22 protein-coding genes are annotated in these 22,781 nt (G+C 32.8%); 21 read left to right on the top strand and 1 reads right to left on the bottom strand.

The window, feature by feature from the left end:
• Positions 1–23: 23 nt before the first annotated feature.
• Positions 24–530 (bottom strand): thiol peroxidase, encoded by a 507-nt coding sequence (gene tpx, locus FMG_RS05980; protein ID WP_002839922.1) that lies wholly within the window; start codon positions 528–530, stop codon positions 24–26.
• A gap of 80 nt (positions 531–610) precedes the next feature.
• On the opposite strand from tpx, the gene FMG_RS05975 reads away from it, so the two are divergent.
• The 21 genes from FMG_RS05975 to FMG_RS05875 all read left to right on the top strand — a co-directional run bounded on the left by FMG_RS05975 (position 611) and on the right by FMG_RS05875 (position 22,763).
• Positions 611–850: a pro-sigmaK processing inhibitor BofA family protein gene (locus tag FMG_RS05975; protein ID WP_002839920.1), complete on the top strand. Its 240-nt coding sequence runs from the start codon at positions 611–613 to the stop codon at positions 848–850.
• An 87-nt stretch (positions 851–937) separates the two neighbouring features.
• Positions 938–1,576, top strand: coding sequence for a 50S ribosomal protein L25 (locus FMG_RS05970; protein ID WP_002837265.1), 639 nt, complete (start codon positions 938–940; stop codon positions 1,574–1,576).
• Positions 1,577–1,626: 50 nt separating this feature from the next.
• On the top strand, positions 1,627–2,238 hold the full coding sequence (tmk, locus tag FMG_RS05965) for a dTMP kinase (protein ID WP_012290847.1): 612 nt from the start codon (positions 1,627–1,629) through the stop codon (positions 2,236–2,238).
• Positions 2,235–2,561, top strand: coding sequence for a cyclic-di-AMP receptor (locus FMG_RS05960; protein WP_002837271.1), 327 nt, complete (start codon positions 2,235–2,237; stop codon positions 2,559–2,561). Before tmk ends, FMG_RS05960 begins: the two co-directional genes overlap by 4 nt.
• Positions 2,562–2,569: 8 nt before the next feature.
• Positions 2,570–2,842 (top strand): cyclic-di-AMP receptor, encoded by a 273-nt coding sequence (locus tag FMG_RS05955; protein WP_002837152.1) that lies wholly within the window; start codon positions 2,570–2,572, stop codon positions 2,840–2,842.
• On the top strand, positions 2,842–3,660 hold the full coding sequence (locus tag FMG_RS05950; protein WP_012290846.1) for a DNA polymerase III subunit delta': 819 nt from the start codon (positions 2,842–2,844) through the stop codon (positions 3,658–3,660). Before FMG_RS05955 ends, FMG_RS05950 begins: the two co-directional genes overlap by 1 nt.
• Positions 3,653–4,495 (top strand): PSP1 domain-containing protein, encoded by an 843-nt coding sequence (locus FMG_RS05945; RefSeq protein WP_012290845.1) that lies wholly within the window; start codon positions 3,653–3,655, stop codon positions 4,493–4,495. Before FMG_RS05950 ends, FMG_RS05945 begins: the two co-directional genes overlap by 8 nt.
• An 88-nt stretch (positions 4,496–4,583) precedes the next feature.
• Positions 4,584–4,754 (top strand): DUF362 domain-containing protein, encoded by a 171-nt coding sequence (locus FMG_RS05940; protein ID WP_002835022.1) that lies wholly within the window; start codon positions 4,584–4,586, stop codon positions 4,752–4,754.
• Positions 4,755–4,804: 50 nt separating this feature from the next.
• Positions 4,805–5,518, top strand: coding sequence for a tRNA1(Val) (adenine(37)-N6)-methyltransferase (locus tag FMG_RS05935; protein ID WP_012290844.1), 714 nt, complete (start codon positions 4,805–4,807; stop codon positions 5,516–5,518).
• Positions 5,499–6,326, top strand: coding sequence for a 16S rRNA (cytidine(1402)-2'-O)-methyltransferase (gene rsmI, locus FMG_RS05930; protein WP_002837321.1), 828 nt, complete (start codon positions 5,499–5,501; stop codon positions 6,324–6,326). Before FMG_RS05935 ends, rsmI begins: the two co-directional genes overlap by 20 nt.
• Positions 6,323–7,276, top strand: a complete 954-nt coding sequence (locus FMG_RS05925; RefSeq protein WP_012290843.1) for a DNA double-strand break repair nuclease NurA — start codon at positions 6,323–6,325, stop codon at positions 7,274–7,276. Before rsmI ends, FMG_RS05925 begins: the two co-directional genes overlap by 4 nt.
• On the top strand, positions 7,276–9,096 hold the full coding sequence (locus FMG_RS05920) for an ATP-binding protein (protein WP_012290842.1): 1,821 nt from the start codon (positions 7,276–7,278) through the stop codon (positions 9,094–9,096). Before FMG_RS05925 ends, FMG_RS05920 begins: the two co-directional genes overlap by 1 nt.
• A 1-nt stretch (position 9,097) precedes the next feature.
• The gene (locus tag FMG_RS05915) at positions 9,098–9,784 is read left to right on the top strand and encodes an acyl-[acyl-carrier-protein] thioesterase (protein ID WP_012290841.1); all 687 of its coding nucleotides are present in this window, start codon (positions 9,098–9,100) and stop codon (positions 9,782–9,784) included.
• Between the two features lie 196 nt (positions 9,785–9,980).
• Positions 9,981–13,535 carry a DNA-directed RNA polymerase subunit beta gene (locus FMG_RS05910; RefSeq protein ID WP_012290840.1) on the top strand — a complete coding sequence of 1,185 codons (3,555 nt, stop codon included), beginning with the start codon at positions 9,981–9,983 and terminating at the stop codon, positions 13,533–13,535.
• Positions 13,522–17,160: a DNA-directed RNA polymerase subunit beta' gene (gene rpoC, locus FMG_RS05905; RefSeq protein ID WP_187362819.1), complete on the top strand. Its 3,639-nt coding sequence runs from the start codon at positions 13,522–13,524 to the stop codon at positions 17,158–17,160. The genes FMG_RS05910 and rpoC overlap by 14 nt, the downstream gene beginning before the upstream one ends.
• Before the next feature lie 60 nt (positions 17,161–17,220).
• Positions 17,221–18,054 (top strand): energy-coupling factor transporter ATPase, encoded by an 834-nt coding sequence (locus FMG_RS05900; protein ID WP_012290838.1) that lies wholly within the window; start codon positions 17,221–17,223, stop codon positions 18,052–18,054.
• Positions 18,055–18,063: 9 nt separating this feature from the next.
• Positions 18,064–18,915, top strand: coding sequence for an energy-coupling factor transporter ATPase (locus FMG_RS05895; RefSeq protein ID WP_002837274.1), 852 nt, complete (start codon positions 18,064–18,066; stop codon positions 18,913–18,915).
• The gene (locus tag FMG_RS05890) at positions 18,912–19,709 is read left to right on the top strand and encodes an energy-coupling factor transporter transmembrane component T family protein (protein WP_002837191.1); all 798 of its coding nucleotides are present in this window, start codon (positions 18,912–18,914) and stop codon (positions 19,707–19,709) included. Before FMG_RS05895 ends, FMG_RS05890 begins: the two co-directional genes overlap by 4 nt.
• Positions 19,706–20,440 (top strand): tRNA pseudouridine(38-40) synthase TruA, encoded by a 735-nt coding sequence (gene truA, locus FMG_RS05885; RefSeq protein ID WP_012290837.1) that lies wholly within the window; start codon positions 19,706–19,708, stop codon positions 20,438–20,440. Before FMG_RS05890 ends, truA begins: the two co-directional genes overlap by 4 nt.
• Before the next feature lie 12 nt (positions 20,441–20,452).
• Entirely contained in the window at positions 20,453–22,033 is a 1,581-nt protein-coding gene (locus FMG_RS05880; RefSeq protein ID WP_012290836.1) for an ABC transporter permease subunit, read from the top strand.
• Complete coding sequence (locus FMG_RS05875) at positions 22,023–22,763, top strand: amino acid ABC transporter ATP-binding protein (protein ID WP_012290835.1); 741 nt, start codon at positions 22,023–22,025, stop codon at positions 22,761–22,763. Before FMG_RS05880 ends, FMG_RS05875 begins: the two co-directional genes overlap by 11 nt.
• Positions 22,764–22,781 lie beyond the last annotated feature (18 nt).

Raw genomic sequence — 22,781 nt, 5'->3', positions numbered from 1 at the left:
GATTTTTTGTATGATATAATTTATTAAAGTGATTTTAAGGCTTCTATAGCTTTGTCGTAATCAGGATGATTTGTATTTTCTTTTACATATTCAACGTATTTAACTTCGTTGTTTTCATCTAAAATTACGATACCTCTGTTAAGAAGACGGAATTCTTCCATAACGAAACCGTATTTCAAACCGAAATCTAAATCTTTGTGATCGCTTAGGACTATTAGATTGTCGATTCCTTCAGCTGCACAGAATCTTGATTGTGCAAATGGCAAATCACAACTAATTGTAAATATAATTGTGTTGTCAAATTCACTAGCTTTTTTGTTGAATTCTTTTGTTTGGAATTCGCAAACGCCAGTATCGATTGATGGTACTACAGAAATTAATTTTTTCTTTCCGTCATAATCAGATAATTTTACTGGTTTTAATTCTGCGTTTAAGCAAGTGAAATCTTGAGCTTTATCTCCTACTTTTACTTTAGTTCCTAATAATGTTACAGGGTTGTTTGCAAATGTTGTTTCTTGTCTTTTGTCCATGTTATAGACCTCCTTATATTTTCATTCACAAAAGTTTATACCCAAAAAATTATTCATATAAACAATAGGAGTTGATATTAATGAGTTTAGCTACAATTATTATTGTATTAGTTAGCGTTGCAATTTTGGCATTGTTTTTTAAAATATCATTTAAATTAGGTATGCATGCACTTTCTGGCTTTGTTGGAATTTTTATTTTAAATATATTTTTGAGTTTTTTTAATCTTCATATTCCATACAATTTAATCGATATGTTAATAGCAGGAATTTTTGGAATCCCTGGATTGGCTATTCTGTTTTTATATTATATTATCCTTTAATACTAACAAAAATATTAAATTTGTTGCGAACAAATCACTTATTTGGTATAATTAATAGAGATTTTAGATTACTTAGGAGGAAAATAAATGACTAACTATAAATTAGATATGCAAAAAAGAGATAAAGTTGGCTCAAATGCAGTTAGAAAATTAAGAGTAAAAGAATTAATTCCAGGAGTTATTTACGGAAAAGATTTTGAACCAATCAACGTGACAGTTGATGAAAAAGAATTAAGAAAAGTTCACCTAATGGCTGGTACTTCAAGCTTAATCGATGTTAAGGTTGACGGTGAAGAACACACAGTAATTATTAAAGATGTTCAAAAACACCCATTCAAAAATCATTATGTACATGTTGATTTTAAAGAAATTAAAATGGGCGAAGTTGCAAACTTCACAATTCCAGTTGTATTAGAAGGAAGAGACGAAATCAGACTTCAACCTTCAGTTTTAATGCAATTATTAGACGAAGTTGAAATCGAATGTTTACCTAAGAACTTACCAAACGAAGCAGCTGTATCAGTTATCGATATGCAATATGGTGACACTTTCGAAGTAAAAGATTTGGATGTATTCAAAAACCCTGATATTAAAGTTCTTAACGATGAAACAGAAGCAGTATGCTCATTATCTGAACCAAAAGAAGAAGTAATTGAAGAAGATGTTGAAGAAGTATCTGCAGATGTTCCAACAGTTAGTGAAACTGAAGAAGAAGACGCAGAATAATAGATAGAAAAAATAAAGCGAGTTAACTCGCTTTTTTTATAGGATAAAAAATGTTTATTACTTTTGAAGGTCCGGATGGCAGTGGGAAATCAACTATAATTCAAAAAGTTTACGATTATTTAATTGAAAATAATTATGATGTTATCAAAACTAGAGAACCTGGCGGAAGTCCCATTGCTGAAAAGATCAGAAATTTGATACTTGATACTGAAAATATCAAAATGGGTTATAGAACAGAAGCTTTGTTATATGCAGCTTCTAGAGCTCAACATGTTGAAGAAACAATTCTTCCTGCATTAAATGAAAACAAAATTGTTTTGTGCGATAGATTTCTTATTTCCTCTCTTGCTTATCAAGGAGTAGGAAGAGGCTTGGGAATTGAAAATGTTAGAAATATCAACGAATTTGCCATAAATGGAGTTTTTCCTGATTTCGTTTTGTTTTTCGATGTTGATCCAATTACTACTTTGAAAAGAAAATCGTCTTTGGATACAGCAGATAGACTCGAAAAAGAGGGTAATAATTTCCATGAAAGGGTATATAATGGATATAAAGAGATTTTAAATTCTGAAAAGAATATAGAAATTATTGATGCAACTCAATCTGTAGAAGATGTATTTAGTCAATGTATAGAAGTTTTAAAAAGGAGAAATGTTTTATGAAACTAGTTGTTGCAATTGTTCAAGATCAAGATGTTTATAATTTAAATGCAGACCTTACTGAAGCTGGTTTTAGAATTACAAAGTTGGCTTCAACTGGCGGATTTTTGAAAACTGGAAACAGTACTTTATTGATTGGTACTGAAGATGAAAATGTAGATAAATGTTTGGAAATTATTGAAAATGATTGCAAATCAAGAGAAACTACAACATCTATGCTTTCTGTAAGTATGCCAGGAACGAACTACATATCATATCCTGTAGAGGTTATGGTAGGTGGCGCTACTGTGTTTTTATTAGAAGTAGATAAGTATTTAAGATTTTAGGTGATTTTATGAAACTTATAGTTGTAATTATGGAAGATGACTTATGTCATATTCTTTCAAAAGAGTTGTTAGAAAACAAAATATCTTCTACAAAATTATCATCAACAGGTGGATTTTTGAAAAAAGGAAACACTACGATGTTAATTGGTACTGATGTAGAAAATGAGCAATTTGTTTTAGATATAATTAAAAAAGTATGTGACGAAAATGATGTTGAGTCTGATAATGAATCAAAGGCTAATGTTTTCGTTATGGATTTAGAGGATTTTAAGAAGTTTTAATGTTACCGAAAAACAAAACTTTGATAAATCAAGTAAAGAATAATAAAATTTCTAACCAATATTTACTGTATGGGGAGAATTTAAACGAAATAAATTATGATGCTGAGGCTTTGATATACAATTTGCTTGTCACAAACTCTAATTTGAAATTGAAGTTTGACAGGGATAAATTATCTGATTTGTTGATTATAGAACCTGAGAAAAATTCTATAACAATTGATAAAATCAGAGATATTGCAAAATTTGTATCCACAAAGCCTTTTGAATCTAATAACAAGGTTGTGTTGATAAGACAGGCCGATTTAATGAGAACAGAGGCTTCTAATGCTCTTTTGAAAAACTTGGAGGAGCCGAAGTCTTTTGTATATTTTATATTACTTACGGACAATAAGAATAAACTTCTGAAAACTATTATTTCAAGATGTCAAGTGATTAATTATCTAAAAGAGAGAGAAAATCAAGAATTTGATTACTCTCAAATGTTGGATATCTTGGATAAATCTATGGGACAAAACCTTCTTACTATGTTAGATTCGAAGGAGTATTTGTCTGATTTTCAAAAAGATACTGATGTATTATTTGATTTTTTGATGGAGTTTTATTCGTCATTTTTAAAATTTGTAAAGACTAGTGATGAGTCTTCTTTAAATAAAGATTTCGTGAAATTATACAAGAAATATCCAAAGGCAAACGAGAGAATTATAGTAGAAACTTTGGATAAGATTGAGTCTGTAAGGGGATATTTTAAAGTTAATGCGAATTTTGAGCTTTCTATGGAGGAGCTTTTATTGTATATAATGGAGGAAAACTATGCTTGATGTAACTGGTGTTAGTTTTAGACAAGCTGGTAAAGTGTATTACTTCGATTCCAATAATCTTCAATACAAATTGGGCGATCATGTAATTGTGGAGACTGCTCGTGGTGTTGAGTATGGGGTTGTGGTAAAAGAAAATTTTGAAATAGATGAAAAAGAATTGTCGTCTGATTTGAAACCAATTATACGATTGGCAGATAGTGCAGATGATTATATTTATATGGAAAACAAGAAGAAAGCTAAGGAATCTATCGAAGTCTGCAAAGAAAAAGTAAAAGAATTTGGCTTGGATATGAAATTAGTTGACTGTGAATATACATTTGATAATAATAAGATTATTTTTTATTTTACTTCAGATGAGAGAGTTGATTTTAGAGAATTAGTAAAAGAATTAGCGAGAATTTTTAGAATAAGAATTGAATTGAGACAAATTGGAGTGAGAGACCAAGCTAAGATTGCAGGAGGAATCGGCCCTTGCGGTCAAAGATGTTGCTGCAATAGATATATGAGAAATTTCAATCCGGTTAGTATCAAAATGGCAAAAGATCAATCGCTATCGCTTAATCCTTCAAAAATCAGTGGACTTTGTGGAAGACTTATGTGTTGTTTGAATTATGAGCAAGAAGGTTATGAATGCAAATTAAAGAAAATGCCACATGTTGGTCAAAAAGTCACGACTGAAATGGGAGAAGGCATTGTTACTGAAACTAACACTCTTTTGGAATCTGTAAAGGTAAAAGTCATGACAGAGGATCAAACTGAAGAATTAGTTCAAGTGAATGTCGATGAATTAATTGATTTTAATAAATGCAGTGGTTGTAATCATAAATGTCATTAAGCACTTGCATTTATTTAAATATTGTGTAATAATGATAGTAGAGCATAAATACATAAAACGCTCTAAAATTACAAGGGGGTAAAGCAATATGGCTTATAAAATTTCTGACGATTGTATCGCTTGCGGACAATGTAAACCTGAATGTCCAGTAGATTGTATTTCTGAAGGGGACATTTATACAATTGATCAAGATGCATGTATCGATTGTGGTTCTTGTGCTGACGTATGTCCAGTAGATGCTCCACATCAAGACTGCTAATTTTAGGGGAGAATTAGACTACTCATTTTTGAGTGGTCTATTTTTTTAATATGAAAAGAGAACATTTTATACCAAAAACAGATTTAAAAATAATTGCCGATGATGAGAAATTTTCTTTTACGATTGATTCCATCCTCCTTACAGATTTTGCGAAAATGAAAAAGAACACCAACCTTATTGATATTGGTTGCGGCACAGGAATACTCATGCTGAGATGTATGGCGTTGTATGATTTGTCAAAATGCATTGGAATTGAGATTCAAAAAGATGTGGCAGATATGCTGGAAGAAACTATCGCGATTAACAAATTGAAAAACGCATATGTCATTAATGACGATTTCAAAAATGTCGACATTAAAAACGATTCAATAGACAATATAATAGTTAACCCTCCTTATCAAAAAAATGGTCACGGTATTTCTAATAAAAATACTAATTTTCATACATCAAGATACGATAATGAAATGAAATTGGAAGATTTATTTGAATTTGCTAAGTTAAAGCTAAAATCAAACAGGTCTTTGTTTATGATAAATAGATGCGAGAGATTGGTTGATTTATTAAGTATTGCAAGAAATCACAATATGGAAGCAAAAAGAATTAGGTTTGTGCAATCGAGAATTGACGATAAACCAAATCTCGTGATGATACAATTTGTGAAAAATCAGAAACCTTTCTTGACTTTCGAGAAAAATCTGATTATTTATAATGATGAAGACTACACGGAAGAAGTGATGAATATATATGGAATTACAAAAGTCTAAAATTTACGTTGTGCCAACTCCGATAGGAAACTTGAAAGATATGACTTTGAGGTCGTTGGATGTTTTAAAAAATGTGGATGTAATTTATTGTGAAGATACAAGAAACACATCAAAATTACTGAATTATTACGATATCAAAACGCCTCTTGTAAGTTATCACAAACACAACGAGCAAAGTAGATCGGAAGAAATTATCGACAAAATTTTGTTGGAACATATAAACTGTGCGGTAGTAAGCGATGCGGGAATGCCTTCTATTAGTGATCCAGGGCAAATTTTATTGGAAAAAGCGATTGATCGCGATGTAGATATCGAGGTTCTACCAGGTGCAAGCGCTGCTATAACCGCTTTGGTTCGAAGTGGATTCGATAGTTTGCAATTTGCATTTTTGGGATTTGTGCCAAGAAAAAATTCTGATAAAAACAAGTTCTACGACCAAATCAAAAACGCAACGATGACTACAATAATTTACGAATCAGTTCATAGAGTTGAGGCTACAGTTGAAGAACTAAGTGAGTTTTTGGGGGATAGAAAAATTTGTGTTTTAAGAGAACTTACGAAAATTCACGAATCCGTTATCAAAGGGACTTGCCCTGAGGTTATGGAAATGTTGAAAAATGAAACTGTAAAAGGTGAATTTGTAATAGTAATCGACAAACTTATAGAAGAAAATGAAGAAATAGATGTAAAAGAAAAACTTACAGAACTTATAAACGATGGAATATCCAAGAAACAAGCGGTGAAGATTGTTAGCGATATGTACGGATTGAAGAAGAACGATGTGTACAAAGAGAGCTTAGAATTATGATTTCAAAAGATTTGATGGATGAAGTATCTCGCTTAAATCAGAGACTTAAAAATAGAAAAAATGTCTCTAAATTAAGCAGAGAAGATATCAGAAATTTAATAACAAATGAGATTGGGAAAATTAAAATTTACGATAGATTTAGTGTTGACAAGCTAAAAGAAATTAAGCAAGATGGATGTATTTGCGTTGTAGATGGCTCTGTTAATAGAATCGGTGCAAATTATCCAAACTATGTGGAGTTTTTTCAATCTATGGCTCTTTTGAGTTCTGACAAAGAACCTTTGGTTAAGGCGGATATTTTGTGCCCATTGGTGGATGAATTTTCAGAACGTGACCAATTTCAAATATCAAAAGAAAAATTGTGCGCTACAGAACTTGCTGTAGCGATCGAAGCGGTGTCAAATCATGATGTCAAAATACTTATGATGGACGGAACTTTAATGAGATATGCACTTGAAGCGGAAGATTTATACAATGATTTGGTAGAACTTTGTCATGATGAAGGTGTTATTTTAGTTGGAGTTGTCGAAGAAATCAGCACAAAGATTATTATGAACACATTTCACGAAAATGGAAAAAATGTAGGTATGCTTTTCGACAGGGAAGCGTTGTTCAATGTATTAGATATGAATGAAGGGTTTGTCGTAGAAAAATATAAATCGAGAAAAGAAGAGTATAATATAGAACAAGCATTTATAAGAACATCTAAGGATCCTTGCGTAATAGCTATCGACATTCCATCGCAAAATATGGGTAAATTCGATGAAATAATTTCTTTCGTGCTTACAATGTCCGATGAAAATACAAGAGGAGTGCCGTTTTTGTTAGATTTAGTTGACAAGAAAACTAGGATAGACAATAAGCAAGCTGAAATTTTGGCGAAGAAATACTTGGATACTGAAATGTACCAATCGATATTTAGATCACAAAGGAGCAAAAGAGTTATATAATGAATGATTTAGATTTTAGAGTTGTCGGAATGACCGATCAAATCGAATGTTACGTGGCTAGTAAATACGATAGACTAAGAATCAACGAGTACATGATTGTAGAAGACTCGAAACAAGGAGATATTTTATGCCAAGTTACAGAAACACATAGTGTTAACGAGTTTATGGAATCAAATACCGCTGATTCTTACATAACCAAAGAACAAATTCTCAAACTTCAAGCAGTTGGCTACAATATTTCTGAAGGAATCAAATATATTTACAAATTAAGAGTTATGGACGATCCAGCCTTTGCGATAGAAGCAGGATCTACTGTTAGAAAACCAAAATTCGATGAAATTAAACACTTATTTTATTCAGGAACTATTGATAAATCGCTTGAAATTGGAATTATTAAAAACACAGAAGAAATTTATAATACTTGTCCAAATGAATATAAAAATTTGCTTAAAATAATGGATTCCAATCAACAAATCCACAATCAAGAAGAATTGGTCTATTTATTTAACTATTACAACATGATTGAATATCCGCATATTGGTATTTTTGGTGGATCAGGATCTGGTAAATCATACGGGTTACGAGTAGTTATCGAGGAATTGATGAAGAAATCTGTCCCAACAATTGTGTTTGATCCACACAATCAAATGGTGTTTAAGGATAGGACGCTTGAAAATTATGGGGTTGATTTTTCTGACAAATTTGAAGTTTTAAAAGTTGGGGAAGATTTGGGAATTAATTTTCCCGATTTGAACAGATATGAGCTTATAAGTTTGATAGAAACACAAGGAGAACTCACAGAATCGATGAAATCTGCTTATGAAGCTATCATTGACAAAGATTCGATCACACAATCCAGCGCAAATGCGTTTTTAGATTATTTGACAACAATATCCAAAGCATTATCAGATAAGGAGGAAGACACTACAGGATACTATGAAAGATTTTCGCAACTTGTAAATGTTGATTCATTACAAGCTGTTATCAGAAGATTCAACAGACTTTTAAACACAGATATATTCTTGAACACTTCACAAAAGCTTTTCGAAGCATTGGTAGACGGCAAAACAGTTATAATTCAAGGTACGCAAAAAATGCTAAACTTGTACGCATCGTACGCAGTGAATACTTGTTATAGAAAAAGAAGAAGATATGTAGATGCAATGACTAGCGAATATTTTCCGATTATTTGTATGGTTTTTGATGAAGCTCACAACTTCTGTGGTAGCGATCAAATATCTGTTACAAGAAGAATAATTAAAGAAATCGCCCAAGAAGGTAGAAAATACGGAGTTTTTCTCATACTAGCTTCCCAAAGAATGGCAGCAATCGAGCAGACTACAATTGCACAGTTATCCACAAAATTTATTTTCAGAATATCAACTGAAAAAGACCTTGAAGTTATCAGAAAAGAAACTGATTTGTCCTCAGAAGAAATAAGAAGACTTCCATATCTATCGAATGGTGATGTATTTATCTCTCAAGCTCAAATCGGAAAAACATTGTTTGCAAGAATTAGACTTGCATACACTACACAACCGAAATTCAAAAATCCGTTTGACGAGATGTATCGAATGCTACAAATAAATGTTCAAAAGAAAAACGAATCGGATATGGAACTATTTAAAATGCTAAAAGAAGACAATGTATTTCCAATAACTCTTGATTTGTTCAGAATTTGTAAGATAATCGAAGAAAAGCACAATATCAAAATAAGTGTTAGTGAATTGGAAAGTAAATTAAATAAACTCAGCGATGATGGTTATATATTAAAGAAAAAATCTATCATGGGAGAAAGTTACTTTTTAAAAGAGGAATAATATGAAAGTTAGTTTGAATACAAAAGTTATGAATGTTTTTTGTGGGACAAATTCAAAAATCAGATTGAACAAATTATTTGATTATATGTTGGAATGTTCTATGAAACAAGAAGAAATTCTTAAAGAAAAACTCAAAGATTTGAATGGAAGTTGGATTATTTATCAATGGGATGTTGACATATATGATATGCCAGAAAAATTTGACGATTTGACAATACAAACTTACCACACTTATACTAGAAAATTCTACGCCTTTCGTAACTACGATGCTTTCAGAAATGACAAACTAATTGTAAGAGCAAAAACAAAATGGTTACTAGTAAATCGTGAGAAAAAGCTTCCGATGAGAATAACGGATGAACTGGGAAAGATTTATGGCAGAGAAGATGGATATGAAGTGCTAGAAAAAGATGTGGAATTGATAGATGGTAATTATGAGAAATGTGGAGAATACACTGTAAGAAAAACAGACATTGATTATAACTTTCATGCAAATAATGCGAGATATATAGAATGGATTGAAAATTATCTGGATGATGACACGATTAAAAAAGTGGAAGTTGTATATAAAAAAGAACTTAAATTAGATGAAACTGTTGAAATTTATAAATTGGTAGAAGATTCGAATATTTATTTCAAATTAATCTCTAATGGAGTATTGAAAACAATAATAAAAATTACGAAATAAATTTAACTCACAAAATGATTTTTTTTGTTTTGTGAGTTTTTTTATTTTAAACATGAAAAATAGCCGAAATTTAATAAAAAAATAATTGACAAAACAAAACTGTTGTTATATAATTCTAAGATACAGTATAAAAATGGATAATTATGCTATAAAGTAGATTATTTAGGAGTTTAAGATAGTATAAGGGGTGAAGTATATGCATACTGAAAAGTATGGAGTAACGGACAGAGTTAGCTTTTCTAGGAACAAAAATGTTTTGGGACTTCCAAATCTTATTGGCATTCAAACTGACAGTTTCGATTGGTTTGTAAAAAAAGGTATCAAGGAAGTTTTTGAAGACATTAGTCCTATTAAAGATTATGCGGGAAGTCTTGTTTTGGAATTTGTGGATTATTATTTTGAAGAAAATCCAAAATACACAATCCAAGAGGCAAAAGACAGAGATACTAACTATTCTTGCCCGTTAAAAGTGAAAGTAAGATTAATTAACACCGACACAGAAGAAGTAAAAGAACAAGAAGTTTTTATGGGTGATTTCCCTTTGATGACAGACAGCGGTACATTTATCATCAATGGTGCTGAAAGGGTAATTGTAAGCCAACTTGTAAGAAGTCCTGGTGTTTACTTCGCCGAAGAAATTGACAAATCAGGTAACAGCAACTTTGCATCTACAGTTATTCCAAATAGAGGTGCTTGGCTTGAAATGGATACTGATGCAAGTGGTGTAGTGAATATTAGAATAGATAGAACTAGAAAATTACCTGTTACTACATTACTTAGAGCTTTATTATTTGACACTGATGATGAAATAATTGAAGCTATGGGAGATTCTGAAATTTTAAGAAAGACTCTCGAAAAAGAAATTTCAAAAGACAGAGAAAGTGCTTTAATTGAAATTTACAAGAAATTAAAGCCGGGTGATCCTGCATCCTTGGAAAGTGCAGAACCTTTGATTAACAACATGTTCTTCGACAGTAGAAGATACGACTTAGCAAAGGTAGGACGTTACAAATTCAATAAAAAATTATCTTTAAGAGATAGAATTACTAATCAAAAAGCAAAAGAAGATGTTGTGGATACATCAACAGGAGAAATTTTGGCTACTGCAGGAGATTTGATTACTGAAGAAATGGCAATCGAAATCGAAAACGCTGGTATCAATGTTGTTGATGTTGTAGGACATGAAGGTCAAAGCGTTCGTGTTATTGGTAACCACTTTGTCGATTTGGATAGTTTTGGTTTGGATATGGATTTATCTGATTTGAATTTGTCAGAAAAAGTTTATTATCCAATTATGGAAAAGATTTTGGAAGAAAATGATGACGAAAAATCAATCAGAAGAGCGATTGAAGAAAATGTTCATCAATTATCTCCAATTCACATAATACATTCAGACATTTTGGCATCAATTAACTACGAATTCAATTTATTCTTTGGAATTGGTTCAACTGATGATATCGACCACTTAGGTAACAGACGTGTAAGAACTATTGGTGAATTGTTGCAAAATCAATTCAGAATTGGTTTATCAAGAATGGAAAGAGTTGTAAGAGAAAGAATGAGTACACAAGACCCTGACTTGGCAACTCCACAATCATTAATCAACGTTCGTCCAGTTACTGCTGCAATCAAAGAATTCTTTGGTTCAAGTCAGTTGTCACAATTTATGGAACAAACAAACCCATTGGCAGAACTTACTCACAAGAGAAGATTGTCGGCTTTGGGACCAGGTGGTTTGTCAAGAGACAGAGCAGGCGTTGAAGTGCGTGACGTTCACGACTCTCACTACGGTAGAATCTGTCCGATAGAAACACCAGAAGGACCAAATATCGGTCTTATAACTTCCATGACAACTTATTCTACAACTAATGAATATGGATTTTTAGAAACTCCATACAGACGTGTAGACAAAGAAACTGGAGAAGTTACTGAAGATATTGTTTATTTGACAGCTGATGAAGAAGATAAATATATAATTGCACAAGCAAACGAACCATTGGATGAAAATTCTAGATTTATAAATGAAAGAGTTTCTGGTCGTGGTATCAACGGCGAAAATGATATTTATCCAAGAGAACTTATCGACTACATGGACGTTAGTCCACAACAAATCGTATCTGTAGGTACAGCTATGATTCCTTTCTTGGAAAACGACGATGCCACTCGTGCATTGATGGGTTCAAACATGCAAAGACAAGCAGTTCCATTGTTGGCAACTCAAGCACCAATTATCGGTACAGGAATTGAACACAAGGCTGCAAAAGACTCTGGTGTAGTTGTAAAAGCAAAACACAAAGGTACAGTTACTAAAGTATCTTCAGATATTATTGAAATCACTCGTGATGAAGATAGAAAAGTTGACAAATACACTATTCGTAAATTTAAAAAAGCAAACCAAGGTACAACTTTCAACCAAAGACCTATCGTAAATAAAGGTGACAAGGTTGATGTTGATGATATAATCGCAGACGGTCCAAGTACTCATATGGGAGAAATGGCTTTAGGTAAGAACATCCTAATAGCATTCATGACATGGGAAGGTTACAACTACGAAGATGCGATGTTATTAAACGAAAAATTAGTTGTAGATGATGTATTGACATCTGTTCATATAGAAGAACACGAATCAGAAGCTCGTGAAACAAAATTAGGAGCCGAAGAAATCACTAAAGATATTCCAAATATTGGGGAAGATATGAGAAAGAATCTTGACGATGAAGGAATTATAAGAATTGGTGCTGAAGTAAAATCAGGAGATATTTTAGTAGGAAAAGTTACTCCAAAAGGAGAAACAGAATTATCTGCTGAAGAAAGATTATTGAGAGCAATCTTTGGCGAAAAAGCTAGAGAAGTAAGAGATACTTCATTGAGAGTTCCTCATGGTGAATCTGGTGTTGTAGTTGACGTTAAGACTTATTCAAGAGCAAACGGAGACGAATTATCACCAGGTGTTAATAAGGTAGTTAGAGTATTCGTAGCTACTAAGAGAAAAATCATGGTAGGGGACAAAATGTGTGGTCGTCACGGTAACAAGGGTGTCGTTTCTAGAATTATGCCAGAAGAAGACATGCCATATTTACCAGATGGTACACCAGTACAAGTAGTTCTTAACCCATTAGGGGTACCAAGTCGTATGAACATCGGACAAGTACTTGAAGTTCACTTGGGACTTGCTGCTAGTAAATTAGGTTGGAAAGTTGCTACACCAGTATTTGATGGTGCAAGCGACCTTGAAATAGAAGATGCTTTGAAAGAAGCAGGATATCCAAAAACAGGAAAGATTTGGTTAAGAGATGGTAGAACAGGAGAATACTTCGATAACCCAGTAACTGTAGGATACATGTATATGTTAAAACTACACCACATGGTTGCAGAAAAAATCCATGCTAGATCAACTGGACCATACTCTCTTGTAACTCAACAACCATTGGGTGGTAAAGCTCAATTCGGTGGACAAAGATTTGGAGAAATGGAAGTTTGGGCATTAGAGGCATACGGTGCAGCTCATACTCTTCAAGAAATTTTAACTGTTAAATCAGATGATGTTGTAGGTCGTGTTAAAACTTATGAAGCGATTATTAAAGGTGAAAATATTCCTGAACCAGGAATTCCTGAATCATTCAAAGTTTTAATTAAAGAACTTCAATCATTATCATTGGATGTTAAATTACTTGATGAAAACAATGAAGAAGTCGAATTAATAGAAGAAGATGATGATTCTAATGAATTCGGCAGCGATGATAGACTATAAGAAAGGAGAGGGCTCCTTGGTACAAAAAAATACTTTTGAAGCTATGAAAATTGGTTTGGCTTCACCAGACAAAATTAGACAATGGTCTTGGGGAGAAGTTAAAAAACCAGAAACTATAAATTATAGAACATTAAAACCTGAAAAAGAAGGTTTATTCTGTGAAAAAATATTTGGACCTACAAAAGATTACGAATGTAATTGTGGTAAGTACAAAAGAATAAGATACAAGGGCATTGTATGCGAAAAATGTGGTGTAGAAGTTACAAAATCAAAAGTTAGACGTGAAAGAATGGGCCACATTGAACTTGCAACTCCTGTAAGTCATATTTGGTATTTCAAAGGAATTCCATCACGTATGGGATTGTTATTGGATATGAGTCCTAGAGCACTTGAAAAAGTACTTTATTTTGCATCATTTGTAGTTATAGATCCAGGTAAGACTGATTTATATGAAAAACAATTATTAACTGAACAAGAATACGAAGAATATTGTGACAAGTACGAAGAAGATGTTGATTTCAGAGCCAAAATGGGAGCTGAAGCAATAAAAGAACTTCTTCAAAAGATAGACTTACAAGAAGAATACAAAAACTTAACTGAAACTTTTGAAGGATCAACTGGACAAAAGAAAGTTAGAATTTTAAGAAGACTTGAAGTTGTTGAAGCATTTATCGAATCAAAAAATGATCCATCATGGATGATTATGGATGTAATTCCAGTAATTCCACCAGATATCAGACCAATGGTACAACTTGAAGGCGGAAGATTTGCTACAAGTGATTTGAATGATTTATACAGAAGAGTTATCAACAGAAACAATCGTCTAAAAAGATTATTGGATATTGGATCTCCTGAAATCATTGTAAGAAACGAAAAAAGAATGCTTCAAGAAGCAGTAGATGCTCTTATTGATAATGGTAGACGTGGAAAACCTGTAACAGGACCTGGCAACAGACCATTGAAGAGTTTGTCAGATATGTTAAAAGGTAAATCTGGTCGTTTCAGACAAAACTTGTTAGGTAAGAGAGTTGACTATTCTGGTCGTTCAGTAATAGTTATCGGACCAAATTTGAAATTCTATCAATGCGGTCTTCCTAAGAAAATGGCTCTTGAATTATTCAAACCATTTGTAATTAGAGAATTAGTTAAGAGAGAAATTTCACACAACGTTAAAAACGCTAAGAAATTAGTAGAAAGAGAAAACGACAAAGTGTGGGATGTTTTGGAAGATATTATAGTCGATCATCCAGTATTATTAAACCGTGCACCGACATTGCACAGACTTGGTATTCAAGCATTTGAACCAATATTAGTTGAAGGAAAAGCTATCAAACTTCACCCATTGGTATGTACTGCATACAATGCGGACTTTGACGGTGACCAAATGGCAGTCCATTTGCCACTTTCACCAGAAGCACAAGCAGAAGCTAGACTTTTGATGTTAAGTACAAATAACATCCTTGCACCAAAAGATGGTAAGCCAATTACAACTCCTTCACAAGATATGGTATTGGGTTCATTCTATATGACTACTAGAAAAGAAGGTCAAAAAGGCGAAGGCTTAATCTTCAAAGATATTGATGAAATGATGTTGGCTTATGCAATGCATTATGTAACATTGCAAACAATAGTAAAAGTTAGACGTAACAGTGTAAATAACGATGGAACAAGTAAAATTGTAGAAAGCACTGTCGGTAGATTTATTTTCAACGAAGGAATCCCTCAAGATTTGGGAATGGTAAATAGAAATGAAGATCCATACTCACTTGAAGTTGATTTACAAGTTGATAAGAAAATGCTATCTAAAATTATTGATTTAACTTTCAGAAGATATGGAAATATCAGAACTGCTGAATTGTTAGACTACATTAAGTCTATGGGATACAAGTATTCCACAATCGGTGCATTGACAATATCAATGGGAGATATTACAATTCCTGATTCTAAGAAGGGAATTATTGAACAAGCAGAACAAAGAATTGATATGGTTCAAGATATCTATCTTCAAGGGGATATTACTAACGAAGAAAGATACAAGAAAGTTATCGAAATTTGGGAACAATGTATTAAAGATGTAACTAGAGCGTTGATGACAAATCTTCCTGCCGACAACAACTTGAATATCATGGCCGTTTCTGGAGCCCGTGGTAGTGAAAACCAAATCAGACAATTAGGTGGTATGCGTGGTCTTATGTCCGATACTGCTGGTAACACAATCGAAATTCCTATCACATCAAACTTCCGTGAAGGTCTTTCCGTACAAGAGTTCTTTATTTCAACTCACGGTTCAAGAAAAGGTCTATCAGATACAGCTCTTAGAACTGCGGACTCTGGATATTTGACAAGAAGACTTGTAGATGTATCACAAGATGTTATCATAACTGAAGATGATTGTGGTACTGATGAGTATATAGTTGCAAAAGAAATCAAAGACGGAAACAGACAAGTTGAAGATTTAAAATCTAGAATTATCGGTAGATATGCATTTGAAGATATTCTTGATTTGGATACTGGAGAAATCATTGTTCATAAAAATGATATGATTAATGAAGCAATCGCTGAAAGAATAGAATCAAAAGGTATCAAAGAAGTTAAAGTAAGAAGTGTTCTTGGATGTAAGATGAAACACGGTGTTTGTGCTAAATGTTACGGAAGAAACTTAGCTACTGGTAAGCCAGTAAACATTGGTGAAGCAGTTGGTATTATCGCTGCACAATCAATCGGTGAACCGGGTACGCAATTGACAATGAGAACTTTCCACTCAGGTGGTATCGCCGGAGTAGGAATCACATCAGGTCTTCCTAGAGTTGAAGAGTTATTTGAAGCTCGTAAACCAAAAGGACTTGCTTACATTACTGAAATAGAAGGTACTGTAAAAATTCAAGAAAACAAGAAGAGAAATGATGTAATCGTAACTAGTGAAGACGGAGAAGAACAAGTTTATCAAATTCCATACGGCGCTCACATCAGAGTTAACGAGGGAGATCATGTAGAAAAAGGTGAACCATTAACAGAAGGTTCAATCAATCCACAAGATATTCTAAGAGTTAACGGAGCAGAAGGCGTTCGTGATTATATAATTAGAGAAGTTCAAAAAGTTTACAGACTACAAGGTGTAGACATTGATGATAAGCACATCGAAATTATAATCAGACAAATGATGAGCAAAATCAAAGTTGAAGAAAGTGGCGATTCAGGATTCTTATCAGGCAGCGTAGTAGATGCAAGAGATTTCAAGATGACTAATGAACAACTTATCAAAGAAGGAAAAACTCCGGCAACAGGAACTCATTCCTTGATGGGTATCACAAAAGCATCACTTGCAACTGAAAGTTTCTTGTCTGCAGCATCATTCCAAGAAACTACAAGAGTATTAACAGAAACATCTATTAAAGGAAAAGTAGATCACTTAATAGGCTTAAAAGAAAATGTAATAATTGGTAAATTAATACCTGCTGGTACAGGAATAGCAAAATATGACAGAATTGAAGTAGATTATGATGGTAAAGCTGAAGATGATATGATTGAAGCTGAAAAAGCACAAGCGTCAAATGATTCTGAAGAAGCTGAAGAATCTACTATAATATCTGGAAATTACGAATCATTACAAGATGAAGATAAATAATATTTAAGAATTAAGGGATGTGAATTTGCATCCCTTTTTTTCTAAAATTAAGGAGTTTTGATGAAAAAAGATACAAACATCATAGAAATAAAAAACTTAAGTTTTCAATATGAAGGTTCATCAAAAAAAGTTTTAAAGAACTTAAACATAGATATTAAAGAAGGAGAATTCATCTGCGTATTGGGTCACAACGGATCTGGAAAATCTACACTAGCCAAACTCATCAATGCTCAATTCATTCCAACAGAAGGCGATATTTTAGTTGGGAATATGAACACAAAAGATGATGATAATTTGTGGAATATTCGCGAGATGTGCGGAATGGTATTTCAAAATCCAGATAACCAATTGGTAGCTACAATAGTTGAAGAAGATGTTGCATTTGGACCAGAAAATTTGGGAGTACCAAGAGAAGAACTTCGCAAAAGAGTAGATGATTGCCTTGAACTTGTAGGAATGACTGAGTACAAGAGACATTCTCCAGCACTGTTGTCTGGTGGTCAAAAACAAAGAATTGCTATTGCTGGCATACTTGCGATGAATCCAAAATGTTTGTTAATGGACGAGCCAACAGCAATGCTTGATCCTCAAGGAAGAAAAGATATTTTGGATACTGTTTTGAAACTAAGAGAAATGGGCAAAACAATAATCCATATTACACATTACATGGAAGAGTGTGTAAATGCAGACAGAATAATTGTCATTAATGAGGGAGATGTGGTTCTAGAAGGAACTCCGAGGGAAGTTTTCTCAAATGTGGAGCAAATGAAAGAAATTGGACTTGATGTTCCAGAACCTACTGAAATTAGTTATCTTTTAAATAAATCAAATATTAATGTGAGACGTGATGTCCTAACTGTTGACGAACTTGTAGAAGCTTTGGGAGAATGTTAGGTGATAGGTATGAAGATAGAATGCAAAAATTTAGAACATATTTATAACAAATCAAATCCTTTTGAAAAAGTCGCTCTCAAAGATATCAATTTGGAGATTAATCTTGGAGAATTTATCGGTATAATAGGACACACTGGTAGTGGTAAATCAACTCTTGCACAACACTTGAATGGATTACTAGAACCTACAAGTGGAGATGTAATTGTCGATGGGATATCAACAAGAACAAAAGTCAAAACAGATATCAGAAAAAATGTTGGATTAGTATTTCAATATCCAGAATATCAATTGTTTGAGGAGACATGCTACAAGGATATTGAATTTGGACCAAAAAATTTGGGACTAACAGATGAAGAAATCAAAGAACGTGTAGAATGGGCATGTGATGCTGTTGGATTAGATGTAGAACACATGAAAGAAAAATCACCATTTGAATTATCTGGTGGTCAAAAAAGAAGAGTTGCAATCGCTGGCGTTTTGGCGATGAAACCTAAGTTTTTGGTATTGGACGAACCAACTGCAGGGCTTGATCCATTGGGTCGAGATATGATTTTAAATCAAATAAAACAACTTTTCGAAAGAGAAGATATGACAGTTATTTTAGTAAGTCATAGCATGGAAGATATCGCAAAACTTTGCAACAGAGTAATTGTTATCGACAAAAGTCAAATCTTCATGGATGATACTCCAGAAGTTGTGTTTAGTAAGGAAAAAGAACTAAAACAAATTGGACTTAGCATTCCACAATCCACACAAGTAGTCAGAAGACTGAAAGAAAAAGGATTCGACGTTAAAACAGATTGTTTAAATGTAGAACAAGCTTATGAAAGCATCAAAAAAGCTATGGAGGCAAAATCATGATAAAAGATATAACAATTGGTCAATATTTTGCATCTGATAGTATAATTCACAAGCTTGATCCAAGAGTCAAAGTTACTTTTGTATTTTTCTATATTATTGCTATATTTCTTATAAGTAAACTTTGGGTGTATGCACCAGTATTGGTGTTTCTAATTGCTATTATTAAAATTTCAAAAATAAAACCAAATTTTGTGTTTAAAGGAGTGAAACCACTCATACCTATTATTTTATTGACATTTATACTAAATGTATTGATGACACCAGGTGAAGTTGTGTGGAAATGGGGAATATTCACAGTTACAAAATCTGGATTGAATTTGGGATTTTTCATGGCATTCAGATTGATATTTTTGGTTTTAGGAACAAGCTTATTGACTTTGACAACCTCTCCGATAGAATTAACGGATGCTATGGAAAAAATGCTACATCCTTTTACAAAGATTGGATTTCCTGCTCACCAATTTGCAATGATGATGACAATAGCTCTAAGATTTATTCCGACATTATTTGAAGAAACAGACAAAATAATGAAAGCTCAAATGGCAAGAGGAGCAGACTTTGAATCTGGAAATATAATTAAAAGAGCGAAAAATCTTGTGCCACTTTTAGTTCCACTATTTATCAATGCATTGAAAATTGCTGGAGAACTTGCAGTTGCAATGGAAGCAAGATGCTATCGTGGAGGAGAAGGTAGAACAAGGCTTAACGAATTGTCGTATCAAAAACGAGATTTCTTTGCTTATGGAGTTATAATTTTATTATTCGTTTTAATTATCGTGAGTAGAATAGTATGAAAAACATAAAACTGACAGTTCAATATGATGGTTCAAAATTTTACGGATGGCAAAAACTTAATGATTTGCCATCCGTACAACTAGAAATAGAAAAAGCAGTTACAAAAATGGTTCATCAACCAGTTAAAATCAATGGTGCTGGAAGAACTGACAAGGGAGTTCACGCAAAAGGTCAGGTATGTAACTTCATTGTTGACACAGATATTTCTGCGAATCAATTTCTAATGGGGGTTAATCACTTCACGAGTGATTCAATTGTCATAGTAAAATCAGAAGAAATGGATTTGGATTTTCATGCGAGATTTAGTGCCAAATCAAAAACATATAAATACATTTTATGTAACAAATACTATATGGAGCCTTGGTTTAATGATTATAAAGGTCACAGAAAATACTACTTAGATTTTGATTTGTTACTAAAATGCAGAGATATGCTCATTGGAAAACATGATTTTACTTCATTTGTTAATGATTTGGAAGAAGATATCAATCCAGTTAGAACTATTGATGAAATTACTATCGAAAAAATAGACGACGATATTGTGTTCACTTTCAAGGCAGAAAGTTTTCTTAGAAATATGGTCAGGATTTTGGTTGGAAGCATGGTTGATGTAGCAAGAGGAAGAAAAAGCATTGATTGGCTAAAAAATGCTTTGGAAAATAAAGACAGGCAGTCTGCAGGAATCACTATAGAACCTAGTGGATTGTATTTAATGGATATTGAATATTAAAAGGGGGAGTAAATGAAAAATTTTACAAGAAAACTCACCAGCATAGTTATGATACTAATGATGATGTTTGTTTTCGTAAACAATGAATCTTTTGCAGAAAAAGATACATTTGTAATTGGAATGGAGGCAAACTACGCACCATTTAACTGGTCACAATCGACAGATGCTAATGGTGCTTATCCTATAGATAACAGCAAGGGGGAATATGCAAACGGATACGATTTGCAAATAGCTAAGAAAATTGCCGATAATTTGGGCAAAAAATTAGTTGTAATAAAAATGGAATGGGACGGACTTGCACCGGCAGTTATGAGCGGTAAAGTTGATGCAATAATTGCGGGAATGAGTCCAACGAAAGAAAGAAAAGAACAAATTGATTTCTCAGATACTTATTACAGCTCTGATTTGGTAATTGTAACTAAAAAAGACAGCAAATACATTAACGCGAAATCATTAAATGATTTAAAGGGATTTAAAATCACAGGACAATTAAATACATTCCACTATTCAGTAATCGATCAAATAAAAGATTGCGATAAACTACCTGCAATGGAAAGTTTCCCATCAATGCTTTCAGCAGTTTTGGCAGAAAAAATAGACGGATATGTTTCTGAAAAACCACAAGCATTGAGTGCAGAAGCATCTAATGCAGAACTTTCATACATTGAATTTGAAAAAGGTAAAGGATTTGAAACTTCAGCTGAAGACACATCAATTGCTATTGGTGTGAAGAAAAATTCCGATTTGACAGGAAAAATCAACGAAGCTTTGAAGAAAATCAGTCAAGAAGAAAGAGATAAGTTGATGCAAGAAATGGTAAGATTAAACGTGGAAAAAGACCAACCACAAGGATTCTTATCAAAAGTAAAAAGCATATTCAACGAATATGGATCACTTTTCTTAAAAGGTGCATTGATGACCTTGTTCATTGCCAGTGTTTCAACAATTATCGGATTTTTAATTGGAATATTAGTTGCAGTAATTAGAAACATGAAATTAGATAAGGACAAAAATAAATTCACTTATTATCTTCACAAATTTATCAATTTCATCCTTGCTTGCTACGTTGAAATATTTAGAGGAACACCAATGATGGTACAATCAATGTTGATTTATTTTGGAGCAAAATTGTATCTTGGAATTGATATGGCGCCAATTAGTGCGGCACTATTTATAGTAAGTGTAAACACAGGAGCTTATTTGTCAGAAGTTGTACGTGGTGGAATTAATTCTGTCGATGTTGGACAAATGGAAGCTTGCAAGGCATTGGGAATGACACATTCACAATCAATGATTAATGTAATTTTGCCACAAGCTATTAAAAATATTTTGCCATCAATAGGAAATGAATTTGTAATTAACATCAAAGATACATCGGTATTGAACGTAATCAGCGTTACTGAATTATTCTTTGTATCTAAATCAATCGCAGGTTCAACATATAATATATTTGAAACTTACGCAGTTACATGCGTTATCTATTTTGTATTGACATTCTCATTGACAAGAATTCTTTTGTACATTGAAAAGAAATCTAACAACAAAGAATATATAATGGAAGCTACGACTGGAGGAATGTTCAGTGGAAAATAAAATAATAGAATTACAACATTTGAAGAAAAACTACAACGGAGTAGAAGTTTTAAAAGATATTAACTTCACGATATCAAAAGGAGAAGTATTATCTATAATTGGATCATCAGGATCTGGAAAGTCTACTATGCTAAGATGCATCAACCTTTTAGAAAAACCAACAGGTGGAGATATATTGTATCATGGTGAATCTATACTTTCTTCGAAGTTTAACCAAAATAAATTCAGATCCAAAGTAGGTATGGTATTTCAACAATTTTATTTGTTTGAAAATATGAGTGTAATGGATAATTGCACTGTCGCTCAGATCAAAGTTTTGAATAGAGACAAGGAATCGGCTGTTAAAGAAGCTAAAAAATATTTGGAACTTGTAGGAATGATAGAACATGCTCATAAGAAACCAAGCATGCTATCAGGTGGACAAAAACAAAGAGTTGCCATTGCGAGAGCGTTATGCATGAATCCAGAAGTTTTGTTGTTTGACGAACCAACATCCGCACTAGATCCAGAAATGGTAAACGACGTATTACAAGTAATGACAAAACTAGCAGAAACTGGAATGACAATGGTAGTTGTAACTCATGAAATGCAATTTGCAAGAGATGTGTCTACAAGAGTATGTTTTATGAACGAAGGATATATTATCGAAGATACAGATCCACATACAATGTTTACAAATCCAAAACACGAAAGAGTTAAAGAATTCTTGAAAAATTATTTGAATAACTAAAATAAACGCCCTTTATCA

The organism is Finegoldia magna ATCC 29328, assembly GCF_000010185.1.
GTDB lineage: Bacteria > Bacillota > Clostridia > Tissierellales > Peptoniphilaceae > Finegoldia > Finegoldia magna_H.
Note: the sequence above shows the minus strand (reverse complement) of the source record. Positions and strands in the feature narration are given on the sequence as shown.